Source organism: Variibacter gotjawalensis, from assembly GCF_002355335.1.
Taxonomy (GTDB): Bacteria; Pseudomonadota; Alphaproteobacteria; order Rhizobiales; family Xanthobacteraceae; genus Variibacter; species Variibacter gotjawalensis.
In genome coordinates this window covers 112,203-138,991 of record NZ_AP014946.1, presented here as the reverse complement: position 1 = coordinate 138,991, position 26,789 = coordinate 112,203, and the positions used below count along the sequence as shown (strand labels likewise).

The following is a 26,789-nucleotide window of genomic DNA, read 5'->3' as shown; positions in this document are numbered from 1 at the left end:
TGACTATTACAACCAGTACGCAATTCGGCGGCGAAATGCACCGAACATTCCAGCAGCTGCGATAGTCCCAATGAACAAAAGGCCGAGGCAGAAAATCCAAGAGCGCCCAGACAACGGGTTGCCCAAAAGCGGGTCACGCACGATCGCAATGAGATGCAAGAATGGGTTGAGCTCAAGTAGGCGACTTGGCGCACCAGTAGGTAACGCTTTTGGCATCCAAACGATTGGAGTTAAATAGAAAGAAACTTGGAGGAAGTTTTGGATGATTTGGGTCATGTCGCGAAACCGCGTGCAAACAATCGCCAAAACCATCACCATCCAAAGCAGATTAAGCGACAGTAATATAATACCAGGAACTGCGAGGATTGTTGTCCAGTGGAAAGATGCGCCGACAGCCAACATGACTAACGGTAGGATTAGAATATTATGTGCAAGAATGAAAAGGTTACGCTCAACGGTGCGCAGGATGTGGGTCGTTAGGGGCATCCTGACTTGAAGGATAATCCCTTCCGAAGCAATGAACGCCGTACACCCTTCGGTTAGGCATGAAAGAATAAACCCCCAAACGATCATGCCCGCTGTCAAGAAAGGCAAGAATTCCTGCATCGGGGTGCGGAAAAGGGTGCCAAAAACAAATCCAAGCGCTCCCACCAACACAAGCATGTTGATTGATAGCCAAAACGCTCCAATCCGAGACCTATTGTATCGCTGTTTGATGTCCTGTGTTGCAAGCGTCGTTGCCAAATGGCGGCGTTGCAGGGCTCCACGAAAATCTTCGATGGCACGTTGCCATATCGTATCCGTCATATCACCCTGTCGGCATCCCTTGAGGTGCAGCATAGCATTATCCGCTAACGCGGCTTTGCGACCCCGCGGTTCCAAGACGTCTAATCCAGTCTACATCCGCTTGCAATTCACTAAGGCTACTGACTAATGCGGCCGCTAGAACCCATCAGCAGAGAAACGCTGATCACGAGCTCTGCTTAGTGGAATACGGGCTTTCACTCCCTTCGCTGCAGTTAGCGGACTTCTGCACTAATGCAAGCAGACCCAATGTGGTGTTTGAGTTACGCGAAACTCATAAGCTAGACCATCGTTGGCTCGTCGCTGAGCTATAGGGAAGTGACACCGGCGCAACAGCCCGATGGCATACGTTGACACTGATCGAGACGAATGACTGAGAATTACCGCCCACGCCTCGCGCTTGATATGTATGTGCTCGAACAAGGGCTCAAAACGGGTATCCACCGCGTTTGCGATGAACTGTTTCCGCGCATTGCGAAATCACCGCAATTTCGCACAACGTTAGCTTTCAGAAACGGTGGCGAATCGACCGCGTGGCAGTTTTCTTCTTGCGCTCAAACAACCGCTGAACAGAGCAGATTGACAACGAAACGGCTGAGGGCATCTCAAGATATTTTGCTCTCGCCGTTTGGTGTAGCACCACCTTCATGGTTGGAGGACCGCAGCGTTCTTCACGCGCATATCGTTTACGATCTAATAGCGATCAAGCATCCCGAATTCTTTACGCATGAGGCAGCCGCCGAGGTGGCGAGCATAATCGATAGCTTAGACGATGACACCGAGATCTTCGCCATCTCGAATTTCACTAAACAAGATTTGCTGTCCGTTAGGCCGGATTTGGCGCCGCAACAAATCACTGTCATCCCGTTAGCCGCAGGCTCGTCGTTTCAGCCAAATTCGTCGGACGTAGATCGAGCTGCGATGCGTCGCAAGTACCAGATACCAGTTGGTTTGCCATACGTACTCAGCGTTGCAACGTTGGAAGTTAGAAAGAATCTGGAGCAAGTCGTTTCGACTTTTGCGGAATTTCTTGATGAGAATCCGCACAGCAATCTACATCTTGTGCTTGCCGGGATGAAAGGTTGGAAGCTCGAGAAATTTGAGTCTGCGCTTTCTGAATCGAGATGGCGCGATCGAATCATCATCACAGGGTTTGTCGATGAGGAAGACCTGTCTGCGCTCTACAGCGATGCTTTGTGCTTTATTTACATGTCTCTTTACGAGGGTTTTGGGTTGCCTCCTTTAGAGGCGATGTCATGCGGTACCCCCGTTATTTGTTCTGCCAACTCATCTCTTCCAGAGGTCGTAGGCGATGCAGGCCTCTTGATCGTTGCTGAAGATAAACGCGCAGTTCGCGATGCGTTCAGATCGATCGTTTTCGATGCTGAGCTAAGACGATCGCTTTCTGAGCGAGGTTTAGCACGCTCCAAGCTATTCAATTGGGATGTAGCTGCGCAACTGGTGGTGGAACGACTCGCTCACGCGCACCAGCGTCATCTCCTGCGCCCCATTAACCTTCCACCGCGAGGTGCGTGGCCCGGTTCTTCGGTCCGAAAAACTCGTTCAGTTAGCGGCGCAAACATTGCCAACTTGGACGTGCGTGTTAACGGCTCAATCGGCCCAAGTTTTTCGGTGGGAGCGAGCAGACCGCACGGCGAGCGAAACTGGCCAATGTGGTCGGATCGGTTGCAAAGTGATGAGGGCCTGTTGGCCGAGGGCGGTCGCCGATTGGTTCAGCCGTTGGCGAAATTGTCGTCGAATCCTCTCGTGAGCTATGTCACTATCGTTCGAAACAATGCTGCCACGCTTTCGCGAGCAATCGAAAGCGTGCGGTCGCAAACTTACCCACTTGTCGAGCACGTCATTCTCGACGGAGCATCTACGGATGACACGCTCCAGGTCATTCGTCGCTATGACAGGGAGATCGACTATTACGCATCAGCGCCTGACACCGGGCTGTATAATGCCTTGAACAAAATAATTCCGCTTGCGCGGGGTGAACTAATTTGCGTGCTGAATTCCGATGACTGGTTAGAGCCCGATGCTGCGAAGACTGCGGTGAATCGCATTTCCACCAAATCGGGTGCCAATTTACTTTTGACGGCAGCGCGAGTTGAGACGCTTGATGGCCCGCTGGCTTGGCCGCCTGCGTTCGTTCACCCGGGTTCATATTTCAAATGCGCTAATGTCTGTCACAACGGCATTTATGCAACGAGAAGCGCTTACGAAGCCTCCGGCCCCTATGATGAAACGTTGAAGATTGCTGCGGATTTTCAGTGGATAATGGATTGCCTAGAAGCGGGGGTTCAGTTCGTTTACACGAACGAACGGACGATTAACTTTTCGCTCGGGGGTGTCTCAGGCAATGTCCGCGCACACCGCGCTGAATGCATGCAAATTTTAGCGCGGCGCTTTGGCACACTGAGTGAGGCCGAGATCAAGACTCTATCGGATATTTTCTTTGTCTTTCGGAATGCAGTTGATGAATCCGAAATGATCACTGATCGAGATTTGTTTGTGCGAGAATCGTTCGTTCGCCATGGAGCAGATCGCGACCTGCTCAATGTTCTGGCCTGGGCGCTAGTTGATCAGCCACAACATCATTTAGTCGGCGCCGCTCCCTTCTCAAACATGATACTTGCGGCGAAAATACTCCTTCGCGACCGGTTGCTGCCGTATCCAAGATTCTACATGCTCGCGAAGTCTGCCTTTAGGTACATCCGAAGGAGGCCTTAGTTGGCAAAGATCGCTTACGTCGATCATTCGTTTCACAAAATTACGCAGTCGACGGCGTTTCTGCCAGACCTTTTGCGGAAGCACGGCCATGAAGTCGTCCCGTTCTGGGATGAAGCATGGCAGGGGGGGGCTGCGATTGAGTGGGAGCAAGTTCGCGGGCACGATGTCGTGCTGATGTTCCAGTCTTTCTGTCCGCCACGCGGGACCATTTTCAGTTTGGATCATCCAAACGTCACATACATTCCAATGCTTGATCAGTTCGGCCAGTGGCGCGGAGCGACTGGTAGCTTGTCAGAATTTTGGCGACCGTTTGAAGGCGCTAAAGTGTTGAATTTTTCCAACGCTCTTCACTCGCTGACACTTGGCTTTGGAATTGCGAGCTTTTTCGCCCGATATTTTCCACCGCATGAAGATCAGGTAGCAATTCCGACTGAAGGCTTGCATGGGTTTTTTTGGTTGCGGAGGGAGAGCGAACTGCCTTGGGCTACTGTTGCAAGACTGATCGGAAATACCAGGTTCGATAGCTTCCATTTGCACTTCGTCACCGACCCGACGACACCTAACGCCACCCTGCCAACCGCAAGAGAAATCTCGCAACACAATATCACGATGTCGCAGTGGTTCGAGCGAAAGTCGGAGCTTGATGCTGTCGTCTCGCGCGCCAACATCTATTTCGCGCCTCGTCTCGCAGAGGGAATAGGCCAATCATTCCTTGAAGCGATGAGCCGTGGTCAATGCGTCGTCGCTCCAAACCAAGGCACCATGAACGAATACATTCTACCGGGTACCAACGGCCTGCTATATGACGAGAAAACACCAAAACCTCTCGATTTTTCAAAGGCGGTTGAGTTAGGGCGGTGTGCAGGTCAGAGCGTGGCAGCAGGCCGAGCCAAATGGGTTGATTTGGAACAAGCTATTGTCAAATTTTTAACCACACCAAGCCGTTCGTATTATGAGCGGATTGGCAACTCCCGCCAGCAGTCATCAACTTGGCATGTTGCTAGCAGAGTGATGACAAAGTTTAGAACTTTGGTCCAAAACAGAACATAGAAGAGCTTATCATGATCAAGGTGTTTGTAGCGGGACATCGGGGGCTCGTTGGCACAGCCACAACCCAAGCGCTTGCTTCGAGCGGGAAGTATGAAATTGTAACGCGAGCTCGCGCTGAACTTGATCTTAGCGATCGAGTGGCAACGCGCGATTTTTTTATGTCGGCGCGCCCAGATTTTGTTGTTATGAGCGCAGCAAGAGTTGGAGGTATCCTGGCAAACTCTAACTTTCCAGTCGAATTCCTGCACGAGAATTTGGCTATTCAGCTGAGTGTCTTCGAAGCCGCTCATGCTTCTGGTGTAAAGCGGATGATCTTCTTAGGATCATCCTGTATTTATCCGCGCGACTGTGCTCAGCCGATCAAAGAAGAGTATCTTCTGACCGGTCCGCTTGAGGCGACAAACCGACCGTATGCTCTCGCAAAGATTGCCGGCGTTGAAGCTTGCTGGGCTTTCAATAGGCAGCATCAGACAGCTTACCTAGCAGTGATGCCGACGAACCTTTACGGCCCGGGCGACAACTATCATCCAGATCATTCGCATGTGCTCCCTGCACTGATCAGGCGCTTTCACGAAGCACGTATGTCGTCGGTGGATGCGGTGACGGTCTGGGGTACGGGAAATCCGCGACGAGAGTTCATGTATTCCGCCGACATGGGCAACGCTATCGCGTTTCTTCTCGACCTTCCGCTGAAACAGTTCGCGAAACTAACCGCACCGGATGCAGCGCCTTTATTGAACGTCGGGTTGGGCCACGATATAACGATCCACGAACTTGCTCACCTTGTTTCCGATACCGTCGGCTTCAAAGGCAAGATTATCTTCGACGACACCAAGCCGGATGGTACGCCACGCAAGATGCTGGACGTCCGTAGGCTTCACAACTTGGGTTGGACGGCAAAAACTGACCTGCGCACCGGTCTACACCACGCATACAACGATTTTTTGAACCGTTATCCAACCTCGCCTAGTCAATCGGTCGCACCTCAGATGACTTCAGATAAGCGGGCTAAGCAAGACGCCGTGATCGGGGCATAGCTGTCAGGCCAGGGTTCAATCGAATGCCTGCACGAACCATGCTGGCGGTGTTCTGGCTAGTGGATCGGACCTAGGACGCGACTATCGCAACCATTCTTTATTCATTTGGACAACATGGTGCGTGGGATTGACGAAATAAGCTGGTCGAGGGACGCCGATGCCACCTGTCGCTTGTCTACGTGCAGACCGGTGCCAGGCTTTCTCAAGTGATCGCGAAGTAATTTGGTGACTGTTCGGCGGTAGCTCGCGTTGCTTTCCACTTCAGCCGTGACGGGTTTTGCCATCCACTCAACGTTCAGATTGACCTTTCGGCCGTCAGAGACAAACGCCGCACATCGAACGCCGCCATCTATCGCTTCAACATGCTGCAATAGGCGCTGCAAGTTTGCAAAAATCGTCAGGACGTTCGTGGCGCCGTCTTTCGATTGCCGTAGCAGATACAGTGTTTGGGATGGCACGCGTTACTCCGCAGTAAGTTAGCGCCCCTACGAATGCTCCGTTTTGAAACGGGTCAAACGTTCGAAGTGCGATCTAACGGATGATCCGCAATCGTTGTGCCAGAGCATATCTAGTTAATTGCCGCCCGAATCCGGATGATCTACTGCCGAAAGCGTAGGCTCCATCATGAGGCGATTTAGGCAATCTCGCTGATACACAAAGTGCATCGTCGGGCGTGCGAGAAACCGAGCTATCTGAAACGGTCTAGCGGACAGCCAGCAGTTTTTTTGCTGCGGTGAGAGTATTTCCTTTGGCATCAACATACCGCGCCAACGTTGCTCGAGAGACACCAAGCTGGGCTGCCACTTGATTAAGCCTAAGTTTTTTCTCAATCAACATCTCGATAGCAGCGAAAATCTGCTCCTTTCGGAGAAGACGCTTGTCGGCTCGTTGAATGCGGCTCCGCTTAGTTCTCCAAGCCACGACTTCGGACGTAGATCGATCAGCTAAGAGGTCTCGATCAAGTTCGGCTAAATCTGAAAAGATGCGTTGGATAAGCGCTGCGTCCGCACCGGCTGTGTCGATGCAGCCGATCAAGGTTTCGAGGCCCACCTGTCTGCCCCTGAAGAAGGCCAAAAGTTCAACACAATGCGTTATCGACATCGCTAAACGATCGAGTTTCCACACGACGATCACATCGCCTGCCCGAGCGCTAACAACTGCCTGTTCGAAACCTGGACGTTGAACGTCGCGACTGTAACAGCGGTCAACGAAAATTTTTTCGCAGCCTGCTTTCGTCAGCAGTTGCTGCTGCAGCTCGAAATTTGTTTCCGCCAGTGAGGACCTTGCATAACCTATGCGCATGCTCGCTTCGTACTTTTGCCGGTGCGACCTTCGGCTGGAATCACGCTGTCTTTAACTCGGCTCGTTGTTACAAACTAACACGCCTTGTAGACGAGCGTTGGCCGCGGTAACTTGGTGGTGCGAGAATGTCACACCAGTAATCTGCGCGATACTTACCCAAAGGCGCGTTAACTAACTGATTTCACTGAATGAATTGTTTGTGTTGCGACTCAGTCACACGACTCCTCAATCGATCCCGCAGACGTTTTACGGACTGGGAGAAAACGGTTTCGTGATGTAGTTTTTTTTCGTGAGGAAGGGTCGGGGGCAAAACAGTCGCGACGGGTCCTTTTTCGGAAAAAAGTACGAACTCTGGAGGTTCTAATGAAGATGGTGAAAGGCCTTCTTCTCGCAGGCGCAGCGGGCATTGCTGCGGTTTCGGGAGCACAGGCAGCCGATCTTCCCGTAAAGGCCCGTGCGGCTGAGTACGTGAAGGTTTGCTCGGCCTATGGCGCAGGCTTCTTCTACATCCCGGGCACGGACACCTGCATTAAGATTGGTGGCTACATCTGGGCGGAATACAACATCAACTCGGCTGGTTCGCACGGCGTGTATTGGACGGGCGCAAACGCTCGTGACAACAAGGCTGACGTTGCCAACTACAACAACCGCGTCCGTTCGGAATTGTCGTTCGACACCCGCACGCAGACCGAATACGGCACACTGCGTTCGTTCATCCGCTTCGGGCCGGAAATCAACTCCGACCTGACCGGTTACACGGGCCAGTTCACGGCATACCGTGGCACGATTCAGTTCTCCCGCGCCTTCATCCAGTTCGCTGGGTTCACGGTCGGTAAGACGCAATCGTTCTTCGACTTCTATGCCGGCGCTCTGTCGTATACGACGCCGATGTACGCTGGTTCGGTCACGGGTTCGGGCCACTTGCTCGTCGCCTACACCGCACAGTTCGGTGGCGGCTTCTCGGCAACGATCTCGGGTGAAGACAATCAGCTTCGCCGCACGGGTCTCGTCTTTGCTGGCGTTGCCGGTAACCCGACGGCTGGCGCTACGCTCGGCCAGAACGGCTCGGCAACAGCTGGTATCGAAACAGCTGGTGCTCCGAACTTCGGCTTCTACCGCAACATCAACTATCCGGATATCGTGGCAAACCTTCGCCTCGATCAGCCGTGGGGTTCGGCCCAGATCATGGGCGCGATCCACGACGCTTCGGGTGGCTGTAACGGCGCTTGCAACGTTCCGGCAAACAACTTCGGTTCGGCCACTGGCTATGCCATCGGCGCTGGCGTGAAGTTCAACTTGCCGTTCGCTCCGGGCGACGAGTTGTGGGTCCAAGGTACGTACGCCGATGGCGCTACGTCTTACCTTGGTCCGTATAAGTCGTACTCGACCGATGCAGTCTCGATGGTTCGCGGCAATGCCAACACGGCAGGTGGCCGCTACACCACCGCTCTCCTGGCTGACGGCGCTATCGGTCTCGATGGTCGCGTCAACAAGGTCCAAGGCTACCAGTTCACGGTTGCTGCTCAGCACTTCTGGACCCCGGGTCTCCGTACCTCGGTGTTCGGCGGTTACTTGAAGCTGAACTATGATGGTGCTGCTACGGCTGCGGTTTGCAACTCGTATGCGCTGGCTGGAAACAAGCTGCCAGGTAACGGCGCCTGCAATCCTGACGTGGCCATCTGGCAGGTCGGTACCCGCACCGTTTGGTCGCCGGTTGCCAACCTCGATCTCGGTGTCGAAGTTCTCTACACCAAGGTTGACCAGAACCACACGGGCGTCTGGACCGCCATCGGTGCAGGCGGCAACGGGACGGGAACGTTCGCTGCCTCGGACCGTGGCATCTTCCAGGGTTCGTTCCGCGCTACCCGCAACTTCTGGCCCTGATAAGGCCGCTGCCTCGAGCAGTGTTGCGGTCGCAGGGATGCGACAAAACAAAACCCCCGGCGAAAGTCGGGGGTTTTTTCGTCACTCATAAACGAAAGTCACTTCGTCACCCCAAACCAGAACGCGCGCCTGGTTCTGTTCGCGCAACGTATGCAATCAACCTCATGGTGCAGTACTGTTCTGCACTCGAGGAGTCTGATGTCAGCCGACAAGGCGGTCGATCACTCGATGCATCGATTGCTGAAAGCCCGGTGGGCACCAACCGAACGTTCGCGCAAACTTTTCGGTCGACAATCTTGAATTCAACGGACGCGCGGCAACAGTTTTGTATTGCCCGGTTGTGATGTTCTTGACAGTCGCGTAAGGGCCGCCGCGACTTTTGCTTATCGCGTATACACTTCTGGCAAAGTCAGCCCAATTTGTTTCCGCGGCGCCGGCGAGATGATAAGCGCCATAGGCCGCAAATTGGCGGGATGCGATCAAATCTGAAATCCGCAGCACACCTTCTGCAATATCGAAGGCGGAGGTAGGATTACCCCATTGATCGGCGACCACATCAACTTCGACATGGTCCTTTGCAAGCCGTAACATCGTTTTTACAAAGTTAGCGCCGAACGGACTGTACACCCAGGCCGTTCGTAAAATGATCGTCAATGGATTTGCTGCAGTGACGGCTAGCTCGCCAGCTAGTTTTGACGCGCCATAGACATTCTGTGGCAGGCGAGTAGCCTCCTCGCTGTACGGCAAACTCGAGCTACCGTCGAAAACATAGTCGGTAGAAATGTGAATGAGGGGAATGCCAATTTCTGCCGTTGCTGCAGCAATCTTTCCGGCGCCCGTAGCGTTGATGGCGAATGCCAAATCTCGTTCACTTTCAGCTCGATCGACGCCGGTGTATGCTGCAGCGGACACGACAAGGTCAGGCTTTGCTTTGAAGATATTTCGTCGGATCGTAGCCGGGCGCGACAGGTCAAAGTCCGGGCGACCTATCGGAACAATCGTGACTGCGGGCCAGCCGGCGGCGGACTCCAATAAGCTGCGAACGATCTGTCCTTCGCGGCCTGTGACTACGATCCTCACGGGGTCGCCTCGCCTAAACGCTGGCCGGCGTAAAGATGACGTCGGATCGGTCGCCACCACTGTTCGTTCTGAAGATACCAAACGACTGTTCGATCGAGACCGCTTTCAAACGTTTCTCGCGGTGCCCATCCAAGTTCGCGATGTATCTTCGTCGTGTCAATTGCGTACCGACGATCGTGTCCCGGTCTATCGGCGACAAATGAAATCAGGTCACGATAGCTTTCGCCGTTCATTCGCGGCCGATATCGATCAAGTGTATCGCAGATCGATTTTACAACATCGAGGTTGGTTCGTTCTGAACTGCCACCAACGTTGAAACTCTCTCCGACATTTCCTTTGGTGGCGATGACTTCAAGCGCCCGAGCATGATCTTCAACAAAAAGCCAATCGCGAACGTTAGCGCCGGTGCCGTACACCGGCAGCAATTTTTCCTCGAGCGCGTTCAAAATTGTTAGAGGAATGAGCTTTTCGGGAAAGTGAAAAGGACCGAAATTATTTGAGGAATTTGAAATTACCACGGGCAAACCATAGGTGTGGAACCAGGCTCTTACGAGGTGATCTGAAGCGGCCTTAGAAGCTGAGTACGGCGACGATGGGGCGTAAGCTGTCGCTTCGGTGAAGATCCCTTTGTCGAAGGGCAGGTCGCCAAAAACTTCGTCAGTCGATACGTGATGAAATCGGAAAGTTTTTTGCTGTTCAGCCCCGAGCTGACGCCAATAATTGAGTGATGCGTTGAGCAAACGAAATGTTCCGACGACGTTTGTCTCAATAAAATTTTGAGGGCCATCAATCGAGCGGTCGACATGACTCTCAGCAGCGAGATGGATCACGATATCAATGTTGTTTTCGAATAGAACGTTCGAAACTGCGATGCCATCGCAAATGTCAGCTTGCACAAACCGATAGTTGGACAGTTTTTCGACGCCGCGCAGTGACTGCAAATTTCCCGCGTATGTCAGCTTATCCAAGTTGGTTACTTGATATTTGACATTCGTGCAGAGATGACGGCAAAGCGCTGAACCAATGAACCCAGCTCCCCCGGTAACGAGAAAGTTCGTGCTCATCAGGCGAATATTTCAGCGGCGGCGAGGTAGGGCGCGGCTTGGTCTTTTTCGGAAAGCTGAATTGCTTCGATGTGTGGCCATTGGATGGCGACCGTTGGATCGTCAAACCGGATCGAACGATCGGCAGTCGGCGCGTAGACATCCGTAACTTTATACAAGACCTCTGTTTCAGGTTCTAACGTGAGAAATCCATGCGCGAACCCTTTTGGAATCAGCATTTGGTTCGCGGATTTTGCGGAAAGTTCGAGGCCGACCCATTTACCGAGTGTCGCCGAGCTTTTGCGAATATCGACGGCCACATCGAAAATCGCGCCGCGTAACACGCGAACCAGCTTGTCTTGAGCGTGAGGCGGCAGCTGATAATGAAGGCCACGCAGAACGCCTTTGGCCACTGAAAAAGACTGATTATCTTGAACAAATGCTAGATCGAGTCCGAGTGACGCGAAGCGCGCAGCGCTATAGCTTTCCATGAAGAATCCTCGCGCGTCGACAATGCGTTCAGGTAAGATTTCAAAGACGCCTTCAATCGCTAGAGGACGAATATGCATCTAGCGATCAGCCATCTCATACGCGCGTCGGCGGAGGTAGGAAGCGTATTCATTACTGCCGAGCTTTCCGGCACGATTTTGAACCGCATCAGGTGTGATCCAATTAGACTCCATAGCAATCTCTTCTGGACACGCGATCTTTATGCCCTGCCGACGTTCTATGGTTTGTACGAACGAAGACGCCTCATGAAGGCTATCAATCGTGCCAGTATCGAGCCATGCGTAACCGCGTCCAAGCTGTTCGACATGCAAGCGGCCATCTTCGAGATATGCCTTGTTGATCGATGTGATCTCTAATTCGCCCCGCGTTGATGGACTAATCTGCGCGGCTATATCGACGACCTTTGCGTCGTAGAAATACAATCCCGTAACTGCCCAGTTTGATCGCGGCCGATCGGGCTTTTCTTCGATATCGAGCGCGCGTCCGGTTTTTTTGTCGAAAACTACAACGCCATACCGTTGTGGATCTTCTACTTGGTACGCGAAAACGGTGGCACCTTGTTGGCGGTTGAAGGCGGCTTTGCAAAGGTCCGACAGACCAGCGCCGTGGAAAATGTTGTCGCCGAGAATCATCGCTACGTTATCGCTGCCTACAAATGAACGACCGATAATGAATGCTTCGGCCAATCCGTTAGGCGCCACTTGAGTGGCGTACTCGAAACTCACTCCGAAATCCGTCCCGTCTCCGAGCAGCGATTGAAATATCGGCAGATCGCGTGGCGTCGAGATGACCAAAATCTCGCGTATACCCGCTAGCATCAAAACACTGAGCGGGTAGTAGATCATTGGTTTATCGTAAACCGGAAGCACCTGTTTTGAGACGGCCAACGTCAACGGATACAGTCGGCTCCCAGTACCCCCGGCGAGAATGATCCCCTTCATGCGAGCGCGCTCGTCCTAATCACGGCTGTAGAGACGTGTCTTTTCATGCAAAATGAGCTTTAGCAACCTGATAAGCCAACGGCCATAGACGGCTGCCAGCATGGTTTGCTTCTCTCGCAGTCATAGATCATAACGCGAGCTGGGCGCCCAGCGCGTAAAAGAATGGTCTCTCTACGTTTCGACGAAAGGCTCGATCAAGGATGACAGCAAAAAAAGCGCTGATTACGGGGATCACGGGACAGGACGGCGCATATCTGTCGCAATTTTTGCTTAGCAAAGGCTACGAAGTCCACGGCGTGCTCCGAAGGTCAGCGTCTGCTTCCGTCATAGACGAGCGCTTGAAATGGCTCGGTGTTGCGGGTCAGGTAGAAATGCACGACGGCAACCTAACCGATATCACAAGCTTGCTGCGCATCTTCCAGGACCTACGCCCCGACGAAGTCTATAATCTCGGCGCGCAATCATTTGTAAAATCGTCCTGGCAGCAACCGCTCCTTACGGGGCAGGCGACAGCAATGAGCGTTTCCAACATGCTGGAAACCGTTAGATTGGCGTGTCCGGAAGCGAGGTTTTATCAGGCTTCATCGTCGGAAATGTATGGCCGCATTCAGGAGCCTCAGCAGTCCGAGACCACGCCATTTTATCCCCGATCGCCGTACGCGGTCGCAAAACTCTACGGTCACTGGATCACCGTAAATTACCGCGAGAGCTTTGGATTGCATGCCTCGTCTGGTATTCTTTTCAATCATGAAAGTCCTCTGCGCGGCATTGAGTTTGTGACCCGGAAAATCACCGACGGCGTCGCACGGATCAAGCTCGGTAAAGCCAAGATGTTAGCGTTAGGGAATCTCGACGCAAAACGGGACTGGGGACATGCGCGGGATTACATCCAGGCAATGTGGCTTATGCTCCAGCAAGACAATCCGGACGATTACGTTGTGGCGACCGGTAGGACCGAAAGTGTCCGCGAATTTTGTCGGCTAGCGTTTGCGTGTGTCGATTTGAACTATGAGGACTTTGTCACCGTTGATTCAAAAAATATGAGACCGGCTGAGGTTGACGTTCTGCTAGGCGACGCAAGCAAGGCACGAAAAATCCTCGGCTGGGAGCCAGTAACGAAGCTGGAAGAAATGATCGCAGAGATGGTCGAGGCGGATCTTGAGCGGCATAAAAAAAAGTGAGTCGCCTCGCTTCCTAATTACGGGGGCCTCAGGTTTCGTCGCCTCATACGTTATTCGGAAACTTAGAGAACGGCTAGGAAACGTCGAGGTCGTCGGTGCTACGCGTGAGGGGAGCGACTGTCCGAGCTGTGATGAAAGTATCGCGCTGGATATTCGAGATCACGAGCGCGCAAAAAGTGTCTTGAGTGCGAAATATTTCTCCCACGTCATCAATCTCGCCGGAGTAGCTGCTCCGCAGACGGCCAATAACAATCCCGAAGAAGCTTGGACGATAAATGCGATGGGGCCGCTTGCACTTGCCCGAGCGTTGCTTGCTGTATCTTCAAGTTCAGTTTTGGTCCACGCCGGCTCAGCTGCGGCATATGGCAATCATGCGAATGAAGTTGATGCGCTAGTCGAGGACTCGGCATTTGCACCCATCGACGAATACGGAGCAAGCAAAGCAGCCTCGGATCTCGCTCTCGGCGCTCTAACGCGACAAGGCTTGAAAGTTATCCGTCTACGCCCGTTCAATCACACAGGGGCTGGTCAGACACCGCAATTCATGGTTCCGGCGTTCGCAGCGCAGATTGCGGAGATCGAAACAGGCCTACGCGAACCGGTGCTTAAAGTGGGAAACCTGGATGCGATCCGCGACTTTTGCGATGTCGAGGATGTGGCCGACGCATACGTCAGGGCTGCCTTTGCTGCAAGCAATGGTGCTGTGCCGTTCGGGCGCGCATACAACATTTGCTCAGGTCGTGGAGTGAGTGGCCATGAGGTCTTGAAGCATCTCCTTGCTCTTTCGCGCCGGCATATTGAGGTCCGGACCGACAGCGCGCGCATACGGCGATCGGATATCGCGCGGGTTGTTGGAAATCCTGCTAGAGCGGAATCCGAGCTTGGGTGGAGTGCTTCCACGCCTTTCGAAACGACACTCGCGAAAACCATTGAATTCTGGCGCGCACGAAATTCGACGTCGCGGCTTGCGCATTGAGTGCAGCCACTACAGATGTCGCCGATCAAAGAGCGCGGGAAGCTCGACCCATTAAAGTTTGGCGCAGCCAAATATCGTCGCTGCAAGCGGACAACAGATTGATGCGTTTCACGCAAGCATCGCAGTCTTTGGCGCGAAGCGTCTGATCATGATCGCCGCCTTTTTTTCGAAGACTGTTCATAGCGTAACGGGCGCGGTCAGGACATTCTGTGACGACTGGTCTGCGCTTGGGTTGCGTTATGCGGTGCGGGCAGCAAGTGACCGTTTTGTCGCACGATGGTCGACAGCCCGGCATGGAATTCGTCGTCGGGTAATGCGCCAAACGGTGAATTCGCCCAGCAGCATCGCTTCTCCTGGTTTAAAGCGCGGAATCCTGTTCGTCGGTTATGTAGAAGCGGCACTTGGTCTAGGGGAGTCACTAAGAGGATTGATTGCCGCTTACGCAACAACAGGCGAGCCATTCGCAATCTTGCCTTTTAATCGCGGAGTGGAGACCCGCCATTTGGGGCAATTCATGCCTGAGGCTTACGATTTTTCTAACCGGTACGACCTCGTCGTTATCGAGGTGGCCGTTGATCAGCTTCCTATCGTCTTTGAGACGATCGATCCGCGGCTTTTCGCAGGAGCGCGAATCGCGTTGAGAACCTATTGGGAGCTGCCCCAAGCACCGAAGGAATGGGCATCAATCCTTGCTAAGGCCGATGAAATTTGGGCTCCGAACGCGTTCGTAGCTAATGCATTTCGAGATATCTTCGAAGGCCGCATCGTCGTTGTGCCCCCTTGCGTCGAGCCTGAAACGATCAATTTGCCTTCGCTCGAACGTTTTGGCTTTGATAAAGGCCGTTTCAATTTTCTTTTTACCTTCGACTTTTTCTCGTTTCCAGCTCGGAAAAATCCACTGGGCGTGATTGAAGCCTTTAGACGAGCTTTTCCGATCGGTTCAGAAAACGTGGGGTTGGTTATAAAATCGACAGGGAATCCAGCTCGTTACCCAGAAGTCGCCCGTGCTTTCCGGACCGCTATCCGCAGAGACAAGCGTATCGCAGTCATCGACGGCGATATGAGCAGGAAGGACATCCACGGTCTGATCGCAGGATGCGATGCTTACGTTTCATTGCATCGTGCAGAAGGCTTCGGCTTCGGTATGGCCGAGGCCATGTTTTTCGAAAAACCAGTGATTGGGACCGCTTACTCGGGCAATACGGAATTCTTGAACGATGAAACAGGTTTCCCCGTCGCTTACGCGCTGCGCGCGGTCAATCCTGACGAATATGTCTGGTCAACCGGCCAAACTTGGGCTGAACCAAACTTGAACTCTGCGGTTGCGATGCTTCAAGCAGTCTTCAGCGATCCGGATAACGCCAAGCGCGTAGCCGCAGCCGGGTCAGCTTTTATCAGAACCCATCATAGTTATTCGGCGGTTGGCGCCGTTGTCTCGATGCAGCTTGAACGAATCATCAGCGCTCGCCAAGCTAACGTCGATTAGGAAATCGCTTTCGCTTCGTCCATTCTTTAACTCAGCAGCCAGCCATCTAGGCTTTTTTCCGCGCCCGGCCCACAGCTCTCCGCCTGGACCGCGGAATTTTGGAGCGAATCGTGTTCCTGGTTTGATGCCTCGACGAACCGCAACAGACCCATCTCTTTCAACAAAAAGCGCTTCTACGGTTTCCAAACGCTCCTTCATCAAAGATCGCTCGTGGCGCAGTCGAGCTTCAACCTGACTGTGCAAATCGAGCAGTTCTTCGATAGACAGAGACGAGATAGCTGTTGCGGTAGTCATGTGAGTTTCCGATAGCCGTTGGATCAGTACTACCGGGAACCGTTTAACAGTGCATTGAGCCGTCTCCTCGCTTTTGCTGCGTTCCACAGAATGAACAAACGAGGCAGGGTTCACCATGCGATATCAGTCTGTTACGTTAATTGCGCTGGAAGAGGTCAGTTGTGATAGAGCCTGAAACGCAGATTTCCGCAGGTCGATGGGATCGGAAGTTTCGTTCCGCCATGGAAACTAAAGCTGGGGCCGAGGGAACCGATAACGCGATCTCGATGGCACCATCTGCGATGGCCGGCCCGCGGCGGCTCCGACGTTTTGCTCGTCTGATTCTAGGGCGCTTGTCGCGGCCTTTTATGACGCGCTTGCGCGCGTATATGACAGTTGAAACAAACCTTCGCCTCTCCGTACTTCAGCAACGGCTTGAAGCCACTCAAGACGCAGCGCGCGTTGCCCAAGCTCAAGCAAACCAAGCACTTCAACAACTTCATCATCTTTTTGTGGAGGTCGCCAACACGCAATCTCGTGCGTTGGAACTTCAGCAACACACATTGCGAGACGTTGGGTATCTACACCTGAAAAGCGATGAGTTTTCCCGAAAGACCCGCCCTGTTATCAAACTCGGGGATGCTTTCGCCGTTCCGCTCGCCGACGGCTACATCTTCATCCCCGAGCAAGAAGAGGCGCTGCTGCTCATGTACACCGGCGCAACAGCGGCAGGGCTCGAACCCGGCACTAGAGCTGTTTTGCAAGCTGTGGCGCCAATTGGCGGACGTGCTATCGATGTCGGAGCCAACGTCGGCTTGCATACTCTTGCGTTAGCGACATCAGTGGGCGCTGCGGGCAAGGTGCATGCCTTTGAGCCGGAACCACGATTGATACCATTTCTGACGCGCACACTCGCTGTCAATGGTCTGGCATTCCGCGTCGAAATCGTATCAAGCGCGCTAGGGGCTGCGAACTGTATCGCAAAGTTCGATGTTGCCAAGACGATTGGCCATAGCTCACTCATCAATTTGAGTGCGCGAGAGGCCGTGACGGAGACGATCGAGGTCGAAGTGAAGCGACTCGACGACGTTTTTCACGACGCGGAAGCTGACGTGATCAAGATCGATGTCGAAGGCGCTGAGCTTGACGTAATACTTGGCGGACGGAAATTGATAGAGCGATCGCCAAACTGCGCGATCGTTGCGGAATTCGGTTTATCACACCTCACCCGATCGGGCCTGAAAATAGAACACTGGCTGCAAACGTTCACATCTCTCGGTCTCGTCGGATTCGCAATTGAAGAGCCGTCGGGCAAGCTTCGCGAGTTCGATCACGACTGGCTTGCTGAACAGCATTCGGTGAACTTGGTGTTTTTTAGACCTGGAAGCCGTCCAGAGCAGAGACTGCAGCGAGCACAACTTTACGGTGCGAGCGAAGCGATATGAGGATTCTTTGGCTTACGCCAGTTCACCGTCGTTCTGCGATCGCCAATTTTAGTGAACTGGTAGTCGAACGACTTATTGCCCGCGGTTTTGAGGTTGCTGTTGCGGCAAGTGAAACGGAGTTCGACTCGCGAGAAAGGCGAGCATTTCTGGATCTTAAGATTCGATCGGTACGAGAGTGGTCTCCGCAGGATTTCGATCAGCATAACGACGTTATCTTTGCGAATTTTGGTGACCATTATCCCAATCATGCGCTGTCGTTACTGTCGTTAAAGTCGAAGAGGGTCATCGGGATCTTTCACGACGCTGATATGACGAATTTCGAAAACGGTTATCGTGCTCTCGGTAAAACCGATGGCATTGACTTTCAGTTTTCCGCCCCAAGCATTATTTCTGCGATAGCTCAAAAGTGCGCTGGCGCAGTGGCTCATTCGAATTTTTACAAAGCTGATTTAGATGCATGCGATGGACCAATTGCTGTCGTACCATTAGCCTGGGCATTGAAGAATGTTCGCGCGCGATCGGCATTAACGGGAGAACGGTTCCGGCTCGTTACTTTTGGTAACATCAATCGCAACAAGTGTGCTGACAGGATCATAGCTGCGATCGGCGGTAGTCGAAGCCTATCTGATGCTGTCGACTACTTATTACTTGGAGCGATTGCCGCCGACGAGAAAGCCAGGCTTGAGGCTTTGGCTACTGATGCCAATGTGCGTTTGAGTATAATGGGTGAGGTGTCGGACGAAGAGCTCGTTCGTGCTTTGCAGGGCGCGAGTGCGGTATCGTGTCTCCGACATCCTGTCCTTGAAGGCGCGTCTGCGAGTGCGATCGAAGCTATGTTGCATGGCTGCGCAGTACTCGTGAGCAATGCGGGCTTTTATCGAGACTTACCAGACGACTGTGTCGCAAAAGTTCCGGCAGAGACGTCAGTTTCAGCGCTGCGAACCACATTGGAATCATTGGTCAGCGATGTTGAAGGGTGCGTAGAGATGGGGAAGCGCGCCTCCGCTTACGCTTCAAGAGCTTTTTCTCCTGATACGTATGCTGCATCCATGATCGAACTCGCAAAAAATGTGAGCCAGCTAAGCGCGTATAATCCGCTTATCGCGAAAACAGGACTTCAGCTCGCTCGACTTGGTCTGCAATCGGATCATCCGGCTGTCGATCTCGTTCTGAGCGCTGTCGAATCGCTCCCTGGAATTCGGCGTCGTCGGAATTTGTCATGAAGATAGCAGTTGTTTCCTCATTCGTTCCGTTCATCGACGGTGGCGGACGGTTCATCGTCGAGTGGCTGGTCCAGAAGCTTCTCGAACACGGGCATCAAGTTGAAAAAATCTATCTGCCGTCTGACGAGTCCAACGAATCTGTTCTTCAAACCCTTCTTTCCTATCGTTTGCTGAATGTCGCTGATAGCACGGATCGCATGATCGCCATTAGGCCACCCGCGCATACGATCCGCCATCCCAACAAAGTCGTGTGGTTCATTCATCACATGCGTTCATATTACGACCTTGCTGATACGCCCTACGGGTCCGTCTTGAACAATGGCGATGGTCACGCATTGCGTGACGCAATCAGAACGCATGACACGCTAGCTTTGGCCGAAGCTAAAGCGATCTTCACTAATTCGAAAATTGTAGGCGACCGGCTGTTGAAGTTTAACGGACTGCAATCGCGGGTGCTTTATCCGCCGCTCTTAGATATTTCAAAGTACTATAATGGAGCGGCTAACGATGAGATCGTCTCCGTCTGTCGTCTCGAGGCTCATAAGCGACAAGACCTGCTGGTGCGAGCGATGGCGCACGTCAAATCGCCGGTGAAGCTACGAATTGCAGGATCAAGCTCTAATGAGTCTTACGAACGAAGACTCAGAAATCTTGTGAAGGACTTTGGTCTACAAGATAAAGTAAAACTAGATATCGGCTGGCTCGCTGAAAACGAGAAAGTTCACTGTGTGAGCCGTTCATTGGCGAGCGTATATGCTCCTCAGGATGAGGACTCGTATGGTTATCCAACTTTAGAGGCGGCTGCAGCATATCGGCCAACCTTAACGTGCTTAGATAGTGGCGGAACGTTGGAGTTTATACGCGATGGCGAAAATGGACTGATCGTCGAGCCAACTCCATTGGCTATCGCAGAGGGCTTCGACCGATTTTATCTAGACAAGCTGCATACTGTTCGCATGGGGCAATCAGCAAACGCTACCATACAAGATCTCGGCATTCGGTGGGACCACGTCATCAAACAATTGACGGCGGCGTGATCTCGTTATGAAAGTATTGATCGTCAACAATGCAGTGCCGTTCGTTTGGGGTGGAGCGGAAGAGCTAGCGTCGAATGTTTCGAGACGGTTGAATGCTGTTCGGGGCGTACAATCTGAGGTGCTAAGAATTCCATTCAGCTGGACTCCGAAAGAACAGCTCATTGCCGAAATCCTGATGAATCAGAACTTTCGCATTCACAACACTGATCGTGTTATCGCGCTCAAATTTCCTGCTTATCTGGTGCCTCACGCAAACAAGACGCTTTGGCTGCTACATCAATTTCGCCAAGCCTACGATCTCCTAGACGCAGGCGCTTCGCATTTGGATCGAACAGAGGACCATTCGATCTTGCAAGCGATCAAAACTGCCGACGACAACTGTTTCGAAAGTTGCAGACACATTTTCACGAATTCGCCTGTCACTCAGGCACGGCTTAAGCACTACAATGAGCGTTCAAGCGAAGTTTTGTATCCGCCGCTGAACGATCCCGAGTTTTTTCAACCGGGTGAACTGGGCGACTATGTCTTTGCAGGCGGCCGCGTGGATTTGGGGAAAAGGCAGCACCTATTGATCGAAGCAATGGCGGCTGCGTCACCGCAATGCCGTCTTGTAATTGCAGGTCCCGTCAGCGATCCGTCGTATGCGAACCGACTCCAAGAGCTCGTTACGGCTAACCACCTGACTGACCGCGTTACTTTGCAGATGAGACTTCATACGCGACAGGAACTTGGCACCTTGGCCGCGAACGCCTTGGCGTGCGCTTACATTCCGTTCGATGAGGACAGCCTCGGATATGTCACCATGGAGGCTGCGGAGGCTGGACGCGCTATTATTACTGCTTCAGACTCTGGTGGAGTGCTTGAGCTCGTCGAAAATCAGAGTAATGGTTATGTGTGTGCTGCATCAGCAAAGGCTTTGGCCGACGCTCTCGATCGAGTTTTCACGGACCGAAATCGAACAAGACTGATGGGTGGTCGTAGCCGTGAGCTATGGCGGTCAAAAAATATCAGTTGGGACAAAACGCTTGAACGTTTGCTCGATTGAGTTTTCGCGATCGAGGATGTCGCTGGGATAGATCAAGTGAGCTATACAGTTCAGCACGAGCGTAAAAAACCTCGAGCGATCGACGAACACTTAGGGCATCGGATAAGGGAGCGACGGCTCTCTTTGAATATTTCGCAATCTCAACTTGCTGCGACCTTAGGCTTATCGTTTCAGCAGATACAGAAGTATGAGAAAGGCAAGAATCGACTTACCGCAGTTCGCTTAGAGTCGATAGCTGAAGCTCTTTCCGCCCCGATAGCCTTTTTTTTCGCTGAGGTGCCCTCGTCAGAATCGTCTTCTGACCTGCTAACTGTCCTTTCAACACCAGAAGGCCGGCGATTGACGCGTGCTTTTGCGCGAGTTCGATCACAAGAATCGTGACTTGCGCTCGTCGAGGTTGCTGAAAGAATGATGCAGACAGATGATCTTGCGGCGGTGGTCGCGCGCAACGGAAAGCAGCAAAAAATTTGATCCATCGGGTACGCAGCGTGCGGCAATAGCCACCGAAAGCTTAAGCGACCGGGCGGAGGTTCTTAGCAGGATTGCCGGCGAAAACGGCTCCATCCGGAACAATTCCGATCACTACTGATCCCGCACCCACTACCGCATGGCATCCAATTTCTGCGCCAGGTCGCGCGCTCGACCCGATGCCGAACAATGTTAGCGCACCTACTCGGCAGTTTCCGCCAAGCACCGAGCGCGGAGCAATGTGTGTAGCATGACCGATCGCGCAGTCGTGCTCAACAATCGACCCCGTATTTAGAATACAGTCATCGCCAATAAAGGCATCGGCATTGACAACCGCATTTGCCATTACGACAACGCCTTGTCCGATTTTTGCGGTTTGCGAGATAACGCTCGTCGGGTGAAAAATCGACGGTGTTGCCATTCCTAAAGATCGCACCCGGTCGCTGAGCTTTTTTCGCAACTGGTTGTTGCCGATCGCAATCATGACGCCATCAGCCAATCCTCTCGCCCAATAATCGGGAAGCGCTTCATCAGATCCGACGACAGGCACACCACCGACACCTCGCGTACCGCCAGGATCAAACGCAGCGACTGGCGTCCAACCTGCCTTCCTCGCTACATCGATGACAACCTTGGCGTGACCGCCCGCGCCGACGATGCACAGTCTTCGCAATTCGCGTGCCCGGCTCAACGACACTCGTTCACCGGTGGATTGCGTCGATAAGGGTCTCACAAACGCGCGCGACCATTTCGTCTGTCATTGTCGGATAAGAAGGAAGGTTAATCCCCCGAGCGGATATCTTTTCCGAAACTGGGAAAGACGGGGCGTCGCGATCAAAATACATTGGCATCGTATGGCTGCAGTGAAACACCGGTCTCGTATCAACACCACGGTCTTTCATAGTTGCCATGATGACTTCGCGATCCGCTCCTTCAGGCAAAAGCAGACTGAACATCCAATTGGAGCTGACCACATTCGCTGCAATTTTTTGAAATTCGACGGGCTGATTCGACAATAACTTTCGATACAGCGCTGCAATCTCTGCTTTTCTCACCAAGATATCGCTTAGCCGGACCAGCTGGGCGCATCCTATGGCTGCCGCGATGTTGGTGAGCCGATAATTGAAGCCAACGCGATCGTGCCAATAGCGGCGGTTTGGATCCTGTCCTTGGCCTTTGCTCAGACGCAGATGCTCAGCCAGTTCGTCGTCGTTGGTTGTCACCATACCGCCTTCGCCGGTCGTGATCGTCTTGTTACCGAAGAAACTAAACGTCGCACAGTGGCCGAACGAGCCCGCGGGTTTGCCGTCAATCGTAGAACCAAGAGATTCGGCGCAATCTTCAACAACGTAGAGTTCGTGCTCTTTTGCGATCGCCATTATTTCTGACATAGCGCATACCGCACCATATAAATGGACCGGTACAATCCCTTTAGTGCGCGGCGTTATTTTTGCTCGCACGTCATCGGGGTCGAGCAACCAATCGCTATTACGACACTCGACGAAAACCGGCTTTGCGCCAGTTTGCGCAATCGTGTTCACGGAGGCTACATAAGTAAAGGTAGGCACGATGATTTCGTCGCCCGGTTGTAGGCCGAGACAATGGTGCGCCAAATGCAAAGCGACGGTCCCGTTCGTCACCGCAACTGCATATTTAGAATTTGTGATCGCCGCGATTTCGCTTTCGAAGCGTTCGACGTACTTTCCGATCGACGAGATCCACGATGTATCTAAGCAATCGTTGACGTACTCCTTCTCGAGGCTGCCGATGCTCGGTTCGTAGACCGGAATGAACGAGCGGACGGCTTCTGCCGTCTCGCTTGTTCTAGATGGCAGTTTGGTCATCGATGCTCCGAAGGGATGGTGGCGCCGGTTAATCCTCGGCTAGCGGTACTCGCTCGATCGGTCAAGCGACCTCCGATCGGAGGAGCTCATCATCTGCCACAAGTGATGTCGGACCAGCGTCCGCAATTTTTCAGCATTACCTTCACAGCCGCGATTTACGTGATAGAAGCCCGTCCCTGGGAAACGCATGATGCTTGGTTAGGCATTACATGAGCGCGATTTTCTGCGACTTACAAAGATGTAATCACAAAAAGATCGCGGAATGCCAGCGTTTCTGGTAACTTAGCTGCTTCTGAGTGCAGAGAGGGCCCTCTGCTCAACGACATGCGGAATCAAAATGGCAAATAGACCTCGTGGTTCGCGGGCGCCAAGTGCGCTAGCTACAAGCGTGAAGGCGACTGCGCCTGCGTTTGTTACTGTCTTGGTTTTCAGCTTTTTCATCAACATTTTGATGTTGGTCAGTCCACTGTACATGCTCCAAGTGTACGAAAGAGTACTCGCAAGTCGCAGCATTACAACTCTGATCGGTATTACAATACTAGCCGGGCTTCTTCTGGCGGTATACGCTGGTCTTGAAGGAATGCGATCACGCGTCCTCATCCGCGCAGGTATCCTGTTCGATGAAAAAATCGCTCAACCGGTATTCGACGCAGTTCACCGCGGCAACCTTCGTCAGCCAGGGAGCCAACACAAACAGTGCTTGAAGGACATTGATACCCTTCGCGAGTTTGTTACGGGGCAGGGCATGCTCGCGTTGTGCGATGCTCCGTGGTTTCCAGTCTTTATCGGTGCTGCTTTCATTCTTCACCCTTATTTCGGCTTTATCGGCCTCGGCGCCAGCGTAATTATCTTTGGGCTTTCGATCTTAAACGAATTCATCACTAAGAAGATTTTGAATAACGCTGCCCAAGCCTCTATGGCGGCGGCGAATAACGCCGACGCGACATTCAGAAATACTGAAGTTCTGCAGGCGATGGGCATGTTGCAGGCGCTTCGGACGCGCTGGCTCGATCATCATTCGACTCATCTTGCCTGGCAGGCGAGAGCGTCGGATCGCGGTAGCGTCATTCTCTCGTCCACGAAATTTTTTCGAACATTCATCCAGATAGTGATCTTGGGTACTGGTGCATACCTCGTCATCGAAAGAGAAGCTTCGCCTGGCGCCATGATCGCTGCTTCGATCATCATTGGTCGCGCTCTTGCCCCGATTGAGCTTGCGGTTGCGAGCTGGAAGGGGTTTGTCGCTGCTAGAAGCGCGGCAGCTCGATTGTCTATGCTGTTTTCGCTTGGCGCTGATGCGGAGACCAAAATAGCGCTGCCTCGGCCGGCTGGGTCGGTTTTCGTTGATCGTATCCTAGCCGGAGCACCCGGTCAGCCAAAACCAATTTTGCAGGGTGTTTCGTTCGGTATCCAGGCCGGTGAACTTCTTGCTGTGATTGGGCCAAGTGCTGCAGGTAAGTCGAGTCTTGCTCGTGTATTGGTCGGAGTATGGCCGATTGCTTCGGGCGCGGTCAGGCTCGACGGGTCTGATCTATCGCATTGGGATCCTCAGCTCCTCGGCAAACACATCGGCTATCTGCCGCAAGACATTGAACTTTTTTCGGGCACAGTCGCTCAGAATATTGCTCGGTTCCAGGAAATCGATGAAGCAGCTCTCTTCGAAGCTGCAACTCTAGCTGGCTGCCATGAGCTCATCCAGCAGTTGCCCAACGGGTACAATTCGCAGATCGGAGAAGGCGGTGCGATCTTGTCCGGCGGACAGCGGCAACGGATCGGTTTGGCGAGAGCATTCTACGGAAAGCCGAGTCTTGTGGTTCTCGACGAACCAAATGCGAATCTTGATGCAGCCGGGGAGGAGGCTCTTTTGCGAGCTCTTCAACGCGCCAAACAACTAAAAATGACCGTCGTCACTATCACCCACAAGATCAATATTCTCGCGGTCGTCGACAAGATTCTTTTGATGAACGGCGGCACTGTTCAGATGTTCGGTGACCGCGAGCAAGTTCTTAGCAAAATCGCCGGACCAAAGGTTGTGAGCCAAACACCGCAAGCACCGCCGCAGCCAACCGCGGCCACCGGAGCTGCACAATGACTGAAACTAAACCCAAAGCCTCTTCTGAATGGCGCGGCGTTGCCATTGCCGGCTACTCTCTAATCTTCGCTATCTTCGGGATTGCTGGCGGTTGGGCAGCTGTCACCAACATTGACCAAGCTTCCATCGCGCAAGGCGTCGTCTCCATCGAGACAAATCGTAAAACGGTTCAGCATTATGAAGGCGGAATAGTACGAGAGATCTTTGTCAAAGAAGGCGATGTCGTTAGTGAGCAACAAGTGTTGCTACGGCTTGAAAAGACGCAGGCAGAGGCCAATTCCGGCACACTCGCTTTTCAATATTTCTCAGCGCGCGCGATTGAGGCTCGATTGCTGGCAGAACGTTCTCGAGCGGCTAAGATCGAATGGCCGGCAGATCTCAAGCAAGAGGCCGAGACTTCGCTTCAGCACCTGAAGAACGTCATGGCTGATCAGGAGTCGCAGTTTGTCGAGCGGCGGGCCTCCATCGACGGCCAGATAAGCGTGTTGAATTCGCGCATTGAACAGCTCAACACGCAGATTTCGGGCACAAGAAAAGAGCAAGAGTCGGCCGAAGAGCAGGTTCAGTTCATCAATAAAGAATTGGTTGGTGTACGTGATCTAGCCGCGAAAAATCTGATCCCCATCTCGCGGCTATACTCGCTAGAACGCGAGCGTGCACGCCTCGACGGCATTATCGGTCGCGCAATTTCCGACATCGCCAAGGCCGAAGCACAGCTTGGCGAAACCAAGATTCAAATTCAGCAGCTTTGGCAGAAGTTTCAAGAGGACGTCGCTGCGCAGCTCGTCGACGTCCGGCAAAAAGTGTCCGACCTCGGCGAAAAGCTATCTGTGGCTCGGGATGTCTTAAAGCGAGTCGAAATCCGCGCACCTCGTTCGGGCACAGTGCAAAACTTAAAAGTTTTCACCCTTGGACAGGTGCTACGTTCTGGTGAGCCTTTGCTGGACATTGTTCCGCAGGACGAACCGCTAGTAATCAGTGCCCAGTTTTCGCCAACCGATATCGACGGTGTTTTTGCAGGTCAAAGCGCGGAAATACGCTTTTCCTCATTTCACGGGAGCATCATTCCGGTGATGATCGGGACGCTGCAGTCGATCTCGCACGATCGCCTTGTCGACGAGGCTACAAAACAGCCTTACTATCTTGGAATCGTGTCGATAGATCGGGCTCAAATCCCCGAAGAATACCGAACCCGTATTCGATCCGGAATGCCGGCGGAAGTGATGGTGGCGCTTGGCGAGCGCACCGTGTTCAAGTACATTACTGCACCGCTGGTACGGCGACTTGAGCGAACATTCCGCGAGAAATAAAGGCCAGGCTGTAGTTTCAGCC

At 53.0% G+C, this 26,789-nt stretch carries 24 protein-coding genes; 14 read left to right on the top strand and 10 right to left on the bottom strand.

What is annotated here, in order from left to right; all coding sequences use genetic code 11:
- Positions 1-6: 6 nt before the first annotated feature.
- Entirely contained in the window at positions 7-840 is an 834-nt protein-coding gene (locus tag GJW30_RS00610) for an ABC transporter permease (protein WP_197703757.1), read from the bottom strand.
- A gap of 333 nt (positions 841-1,173) precedes the next feature.
- Here GJW30_RS00610 and GJW30_RS00605 point away from each other — a divergent pair, with 333 nt between their 5' ends.
- From GJW30_RS00605 to GJW30_RS00595, 3 genes are read left to right on the top strand one after another with little or no spacing between them, the layout of a single operon-like run.
- On the top strand, positions 1,174-3,540 hold the full coding sequence (locus GJW30_RS00605; protein ID WP_096350468.1) for a glycosyltransferase: 2,367 nt from the start codon (positions 1,174-1,176) through the stop codon (positions 3,538-3,540).
- Positions 3,541-4,590 (top strand): glycosyltransferase, encoded by a 1,050-nt coding sequence (locus GJW30_RS00600; protein ID WP_096350466.1) that lies wholly within the window; start codon positions 3,541-3,543, stop codon positions 4,588-4,590.
- Between the two features lie 11 nt (positions 4,591-4,601).
- Positions 4,602-5,627: a GDP-L-fucose synthase family protein gene (locus tag GJW30_RS00595; protein ID WP_096350465.1), complete on the top strand. Its 1,026-nt coding sequence runs from the start codon at positions 4,602-4,604 to the stop codon at positions 5,625-5,627.
- A gap of 101 nt (positions 5,628-5,728) precedes the next feature.
- Here the strand turns inward: GJW30_RS00595 and GJW30_RS22470 are convergent, their stop codons facing one another.
- Complete coding sequence (locus GJW30_RS22470) at positions 5,729-6,085, bottom strand: hypothetical protein (RefSeq protein WP_130364685.1); 357 nt, start codon at positions 6,083-6,085, stop codon at positions 5,729-5,731.
- A gap of 244 nt (positions 6,086-6,329) precedes the next feature.
- A complete protein-coding gene (locus GJW30_RS00590; RefSeq protein ID WP_096350463.1) occupies positions 6,330-6,929 on the bottom strand; it encodes a recombinase family protein in 600 nt (199 codons plus the stop codon).
- Between the two features lie 363 nt (positions 6,930-7,292).
- On the opposite strand from GJW30_RS00590, the gene GJW30_RS00585 reads away from it, so the two are divergent.
- The gene (locus GJW30_RS00585; protein ID WP_096350461.1) at positions 7,293-8,813 is read left to right on the top strand and encodes a porin; all 1,521 of its coding nucleotides are present in this window, start codon (positions 7,293-7,295) and stop codon (positions 8,811-8,813) included.
- A gap of 201 nt (positions 8,814-9,014) precedes the next feature.
- On the opposite strand, the gene rfbD is transcribed toward GJW30_RS00585, so the two are convergent.
- Genes rfbD through rfbA form a run of 4 tightly spaced genes read right to left on the bottom strand, consistent with a single transcriptional unit; the run spans position 9,015 to position 12,387 of the window.
- On the bottom strand, positions 9,015-9,893 hold the full coding sequence (gene rfbD, locus GJW30_RS00580) for a dTDP-4-dehydrorhamnose reductase (protein WP_096350459.1): 879 nt from the start codon (positions 9,891-9,893) through the stop codon (positions 9,015-9,017).
- Positions 9,890-10,957, bottom strand: coding sequence for a dTDP-glucose 4,6-dehydratase (rfbB, locus tag GJW30_RS00575; RefSeq protein WP_096350457.1), 1,068 nt, complete (start codon positions 10,955-10,957; stop codon positions 9,890-9,892). The genes rfbD and rfbB overlap by 4 nt, the downstream gene beginning before the upstream one ends.
- Positions 10,957-11,505: a dTDP-4-dehydrorhamnose 3,5-epimerase gene (rfbC, locus tag GJW30_RS00570; RefSeq protein ID WP_096350455.1), complete on the bottom strand. Its 549-nt coding sequence runs from the start codon at positions 11,503-11,505 to the stop codon at positions 10,957-10,959. Before rfbC ends, rfbB begins: the two co-directional genes overlap by 1 nt.
- Positions 11,506-12,387, bottom strand: coding sequence for a glucose-1-phosphate thymidylyltransferase RfbA (gene rfbA, locus GJW30_RS00565; RefSeq protein ID WP_096350452.1), 882 nt, complete (start codon positions 12,385-12,387; stop codon positions 11,506-11,508). It abuts the gene before it with no gap.
- A 200-nt stretch (positions 12,388-12,587) separates the two neighbouring features.
- Here rfbA and gmd point away from each other — a divergent pair, with 200 nt between their 5' ends.
- Genes gmd through GJW30_RS00550 form a run of 3 tightly spaced genes read left to right on the top strand, consistent with a single transcriptional unit; the run spans position 12,588 to position 16,030 of the window.
- Positions 12,588-13,568 carry a GDP-mannose 4,6-dehydratase gene (gmd, locus tag GJW30_RS00560; protein ID WP_096350451.1) on the top strand — a complete coding sequence of 327 codons (981 nt, stop codon included), beginning with the start codon at positions 12,588-12,590 and terminating at the stop codon, positions 13,566-13,568.
- Complete coding sequence (locus GJW30_RS00555) at positions 13,546-14,544, top strand: NAD-dependent epimerase/dehydratase family protein (RefSeq protein ID WP_157746665.1); 999 nt, start codon at positions 13,546-13,548, stop codon at positions 14,542-14,544. Before gmd ends, GJW30_RS00555 begins: the two co-directional genes overlap by 23 nt.
- Positions 14,545-14,602: 58 nt before the next feature.
- Entirely contained in the window at positions 14,603-16,030 is a 1,428-nt protein-coding gene (locus tag GJW30_RS00550; RefSeq protein WP_130364683.1) for a glycosyltransferase, read from the top strand.
- On the opposite strand, the gene GJW30_RS23155 is transcribed toward GJW30_RS00550, so the two are convergent.
- Positions 15,929-16,228 carry an H-NS family nucleoid-associated regulatory protein gene (locus GJW30_RS23155; RefSeq protein WP_430727109.1) on the bottom strand — a complete coding sequence of 100 codons (300 nt, stop codon included), beginning with the start codon at positions 16,226-16,228 and terminating at the stop codon, positions 15,929-15,931. The two genes, GJW30_RS00550 and GJW30_RS23155, sit on opposite strands and share 102 nt — an antisense overlap.
- A gap of 317 nt (positions 16,229-16,545) precedes the next feature.
- Here GJW30_RS23155 and GJW30_RS00540 point away from each other — a divergent pair, with 317 nt between their 5' ends.
- The 5 genes from GJW30_RS00540 to GJW30_RS23150 are packed head-to-tail and all read left to right on the top strand — an operon-like array spanning position 16,546 to position 21,434.
- On the top strand, positions 16,546-17,748 hold the full coding sequence (locus GJW30_RS00540; RefSeq protein ID WP_096350444.1) for an FkbM family methyltransferase: 1,203 nt from the start codon (positions 16,546-16,548) through the stop codon (positions 17,746-17,748).
- On the top strand, positions 17,745-18,971 hold the full coding sequence (locus GJW30_RS00535) for a glycosyltransferase family 4 protein (RefSeq protein WP_096350442.1): 1,227 nt from the start codon (positions 17,745-17,747) through the stop codon (positions 18,969-18,971). Before GJW30_RS00540 ends, GJW30_RS00535 begins: the two co-directional genes overlap by 4 nt.
- Complete coding sequence (locus GJW30_RS00530) at positions 18,968-20,008, top strand: glycosyltransferase family 4 protein (protein WP_096350440.1); 1,041 nt, start codon at positions 18,968-18,970, stop codon at positions 20,006-20,008. The genes GJW30_RS00535 and GJW30_RS00530 overlap by 4 nt, the downstream gene beginning before the upstream one ends.
- A 7-nt stretch (positions 20,009-20,015) precedes the next feature.
- The gene (locus tag GJW30_RS00525) at positions 20,016-21,053 is read left to right on the top strand and encodes a glycosyltransferase family 4 protein (protein WP_096350438.1); all 1,038 of its coding nucleotides are present in this window, start codon (positions 20,016-20,018) and stop codon (positions 21,051-21,053) included.
- Positions 21,054-21,089: 36 nt separating this feature from the next.
- Complete coding sequence (locus tag GJW30_RS23150) at positions 21,090-21,434, top strand: helix-turn-helix domain-containing protein (protein ID WP_157746664.1); 345 nt, start codon at positions 21,090-21,092, stop codon at positions 21,432-21,434.
- Positions 21,435-21,564: 130 nt separating this feature from the next.
- Here GJW30_RS23150 and GJW30_RS00515 read toward each other — a convergent pair whose 3' ends face one another.
- Both GJW30_RS00515 and GJW30_RS00510 read right to left on the bottom strand, forming a co-directional pair.
- Positions 21,565-22,212, bottom strand: a complete 648-nt coding sequence (locus GJW30_RS00515; protein WP_157746663.1) for a NeuD/PglB/VioB family sugar acetyltransferase — start codon at positions 22,210-22,212, stop codon at positions 21,565-21,567.
- 10 nt (positions 22,213-22,222) lie between these two features.
- The gene (locus GJW30_RS00510) at positions 22,223-23,365 is read right to left on the bottom strand and encodes a DegT/DnrJ/EryC1/StrS family aminotransferase (protein WP_096350432.1); all 1,143 of its coding nucleotides are present in this window, start codon (positions 23,363-23,365) and stop codon (positions 22,223-22,225) included.
- A 337-nt stretch (positions 23,366-23,702) separates the two neighbouring features.
- Here GJW30_RS00510 and GJW30_RS00505 point away from each other — a divergent pair, with 337 nt between their 5' ends.
- Positions 23,703-25,457, top strand: a complete 1,755-nt coding sequence (locus GJW30_RS00505; RefSeq protein ID WP_096350430.1) for a type I secretion system permease/ATPase — start codon at positions 23,703-23,705, stop codon at positions 25,455-25,457.
- Positions 25,454-26,767 carry an HlyD family type I secretion periplasmic adaptor subunit gene (locus tag GJW30_RS00500; RefSeq protein ID WP_096350428.1) on the top strand — a complete coding sequence of 438 codons (1,314 nt, stop codon included), beginning with the start codon at positions 25,454-25,456 and terminating at the stop codon, positions 26,765-26,767. The genes GJW30_RS00505 and GJW30_RS00500 overlap by 4 nt, the downstream gene beginning before the upstream one ends.
- The last annotated feature ends 22 nt before the right edge of the window (positions 26,768-26,789 follow it).

What these genes read in the sequence shown, in the direction of transcription:
- GJW30_RS00610 (WP_197703757.1), bottom strand. Translation starts at nt 840, where the DNA reads ATGCTGCACCTCAAGGGATGCCGACAGGGTGATATGACGGATACGATA.
- GJW30_RS00605 (WP_096350468.1), top strand. Translation starts at nt 1,174, where the DNA reads ATGACTGAGAATTACCGCCCACGCCTCGCGCTTGATATGTATGTGCTC.
- GJW30_RS00595 (WP_096350465.1), top strand. Translation starts at nt 4,602, where the DNA reads ATGATCAAGGTGTTTGTAGCGGGACATCGGGGGCTCGTTGGCACAGCC.
- GJW30_RS00590 (WP_096350463.1), bottom strand. Translation starts at nt 6,929, where the DNA reads ATGCGCATAGGTTATGCAAGGTCCTCACTGGCGGAAACAAATTTCGAG.
- GJW30_RS00585 (WP_096350461.1), top strand. Translation starts at nt 7,293, where the DNA reads ATGAAGATGGTGAAAGGCCTTCTTCTCGCAGGCGCAGCGGGCATTGCT.
- rfbB (WP_096350457.1), bottom strand. Translation starts at nt 10,957, where the DNA reads ATGAGCACGAACTTTCTCGTTACCGGGGGAGCTGGGTTCATTGGTTCA.
- rfbC (WP_096350455.1), bottom strand. Translation starts at nt 11,505, where the DNA reads ATGCATATTCGTCCTCTAGCGATTGAAGGCGTCTTTGAAATCTTACCT.
- rfbA (WP_096350452.1), bottom strand. Translation starts at nt 12,387, where the DNA reads ATGAAGGGGATCATTCTCGCCGGGGGTACTGGGAGCCGACTGTATCCG.
- gmd (WP_096350451.1), top strand. Translation starts at nt 12,588, where the DNA reads ATGACAGCAAAAAAAGCGCTGATTACGGGGATCACGGGACAGGACGGC.
- GJW30_RS23155 (WP_430727109.1), bottom strand. Translation starts at nt 16,228, where the DNA reads ATGAAGGAGCGTTTGGAAACCGTAGAAGCGCTTTTTGTTGAAAGAGAT.
- GJW30_RS00540 (WP_096350444.1), top strand. Translation starts at nt 16,546, where the DNA reads ATGGAAACTAAAGCTGGGGCCGAGGGAACCGATAACGCGATCTCGATG.
- GJW30_RS00535 (WP_096350442.1), top strand. Translation starts at nt 17,745, where the DNA reads ATGAGGATTCTTTGGCTTACGCCAGTTCACCGTCGTTCTGCGATCGCC.
- GJW30_RS00530 (WP_096350440.1), top strand. Translation starts at nt 18,968, where the DNA reads ATGAAGATAGCAGTTGTTTCCTCATTCGTTCCGTTCATCGACGGTGGC.
- GJW30_RS00525 (WP_096350438.1), top strand. Translation starts at nt 20,016, where the DNA reads ATGAAAGTATTGATCGTCAACAATGCAGTGCCGTTCGTTTGGGGTGGA.
- GJW30_RS00510 (WP_096350432.1), bottom strand. Translation starts at nt 23,365, where the DNA reads ATGACCAAACTGCCATCTAGAACAAGCGAGACGGCAGAAGCCGTCCGC.
- GJW30_RS00505 (WP_096350430.1), top strand. Translation starts at nt 23,703, where the DNA reads ATGGCAAATAGACCTCGTGGTTCGCGGGCGCCAAGTGCGCTAGCTACA.
- GJW30_RS00500 (WP_096350428.1), top strand. Translation starts at nt 25,454, where the DNA reads ATGACTGAAACTAAACCCAAAGCCTCTTCTGAATGGCGCGGCGTTGCC.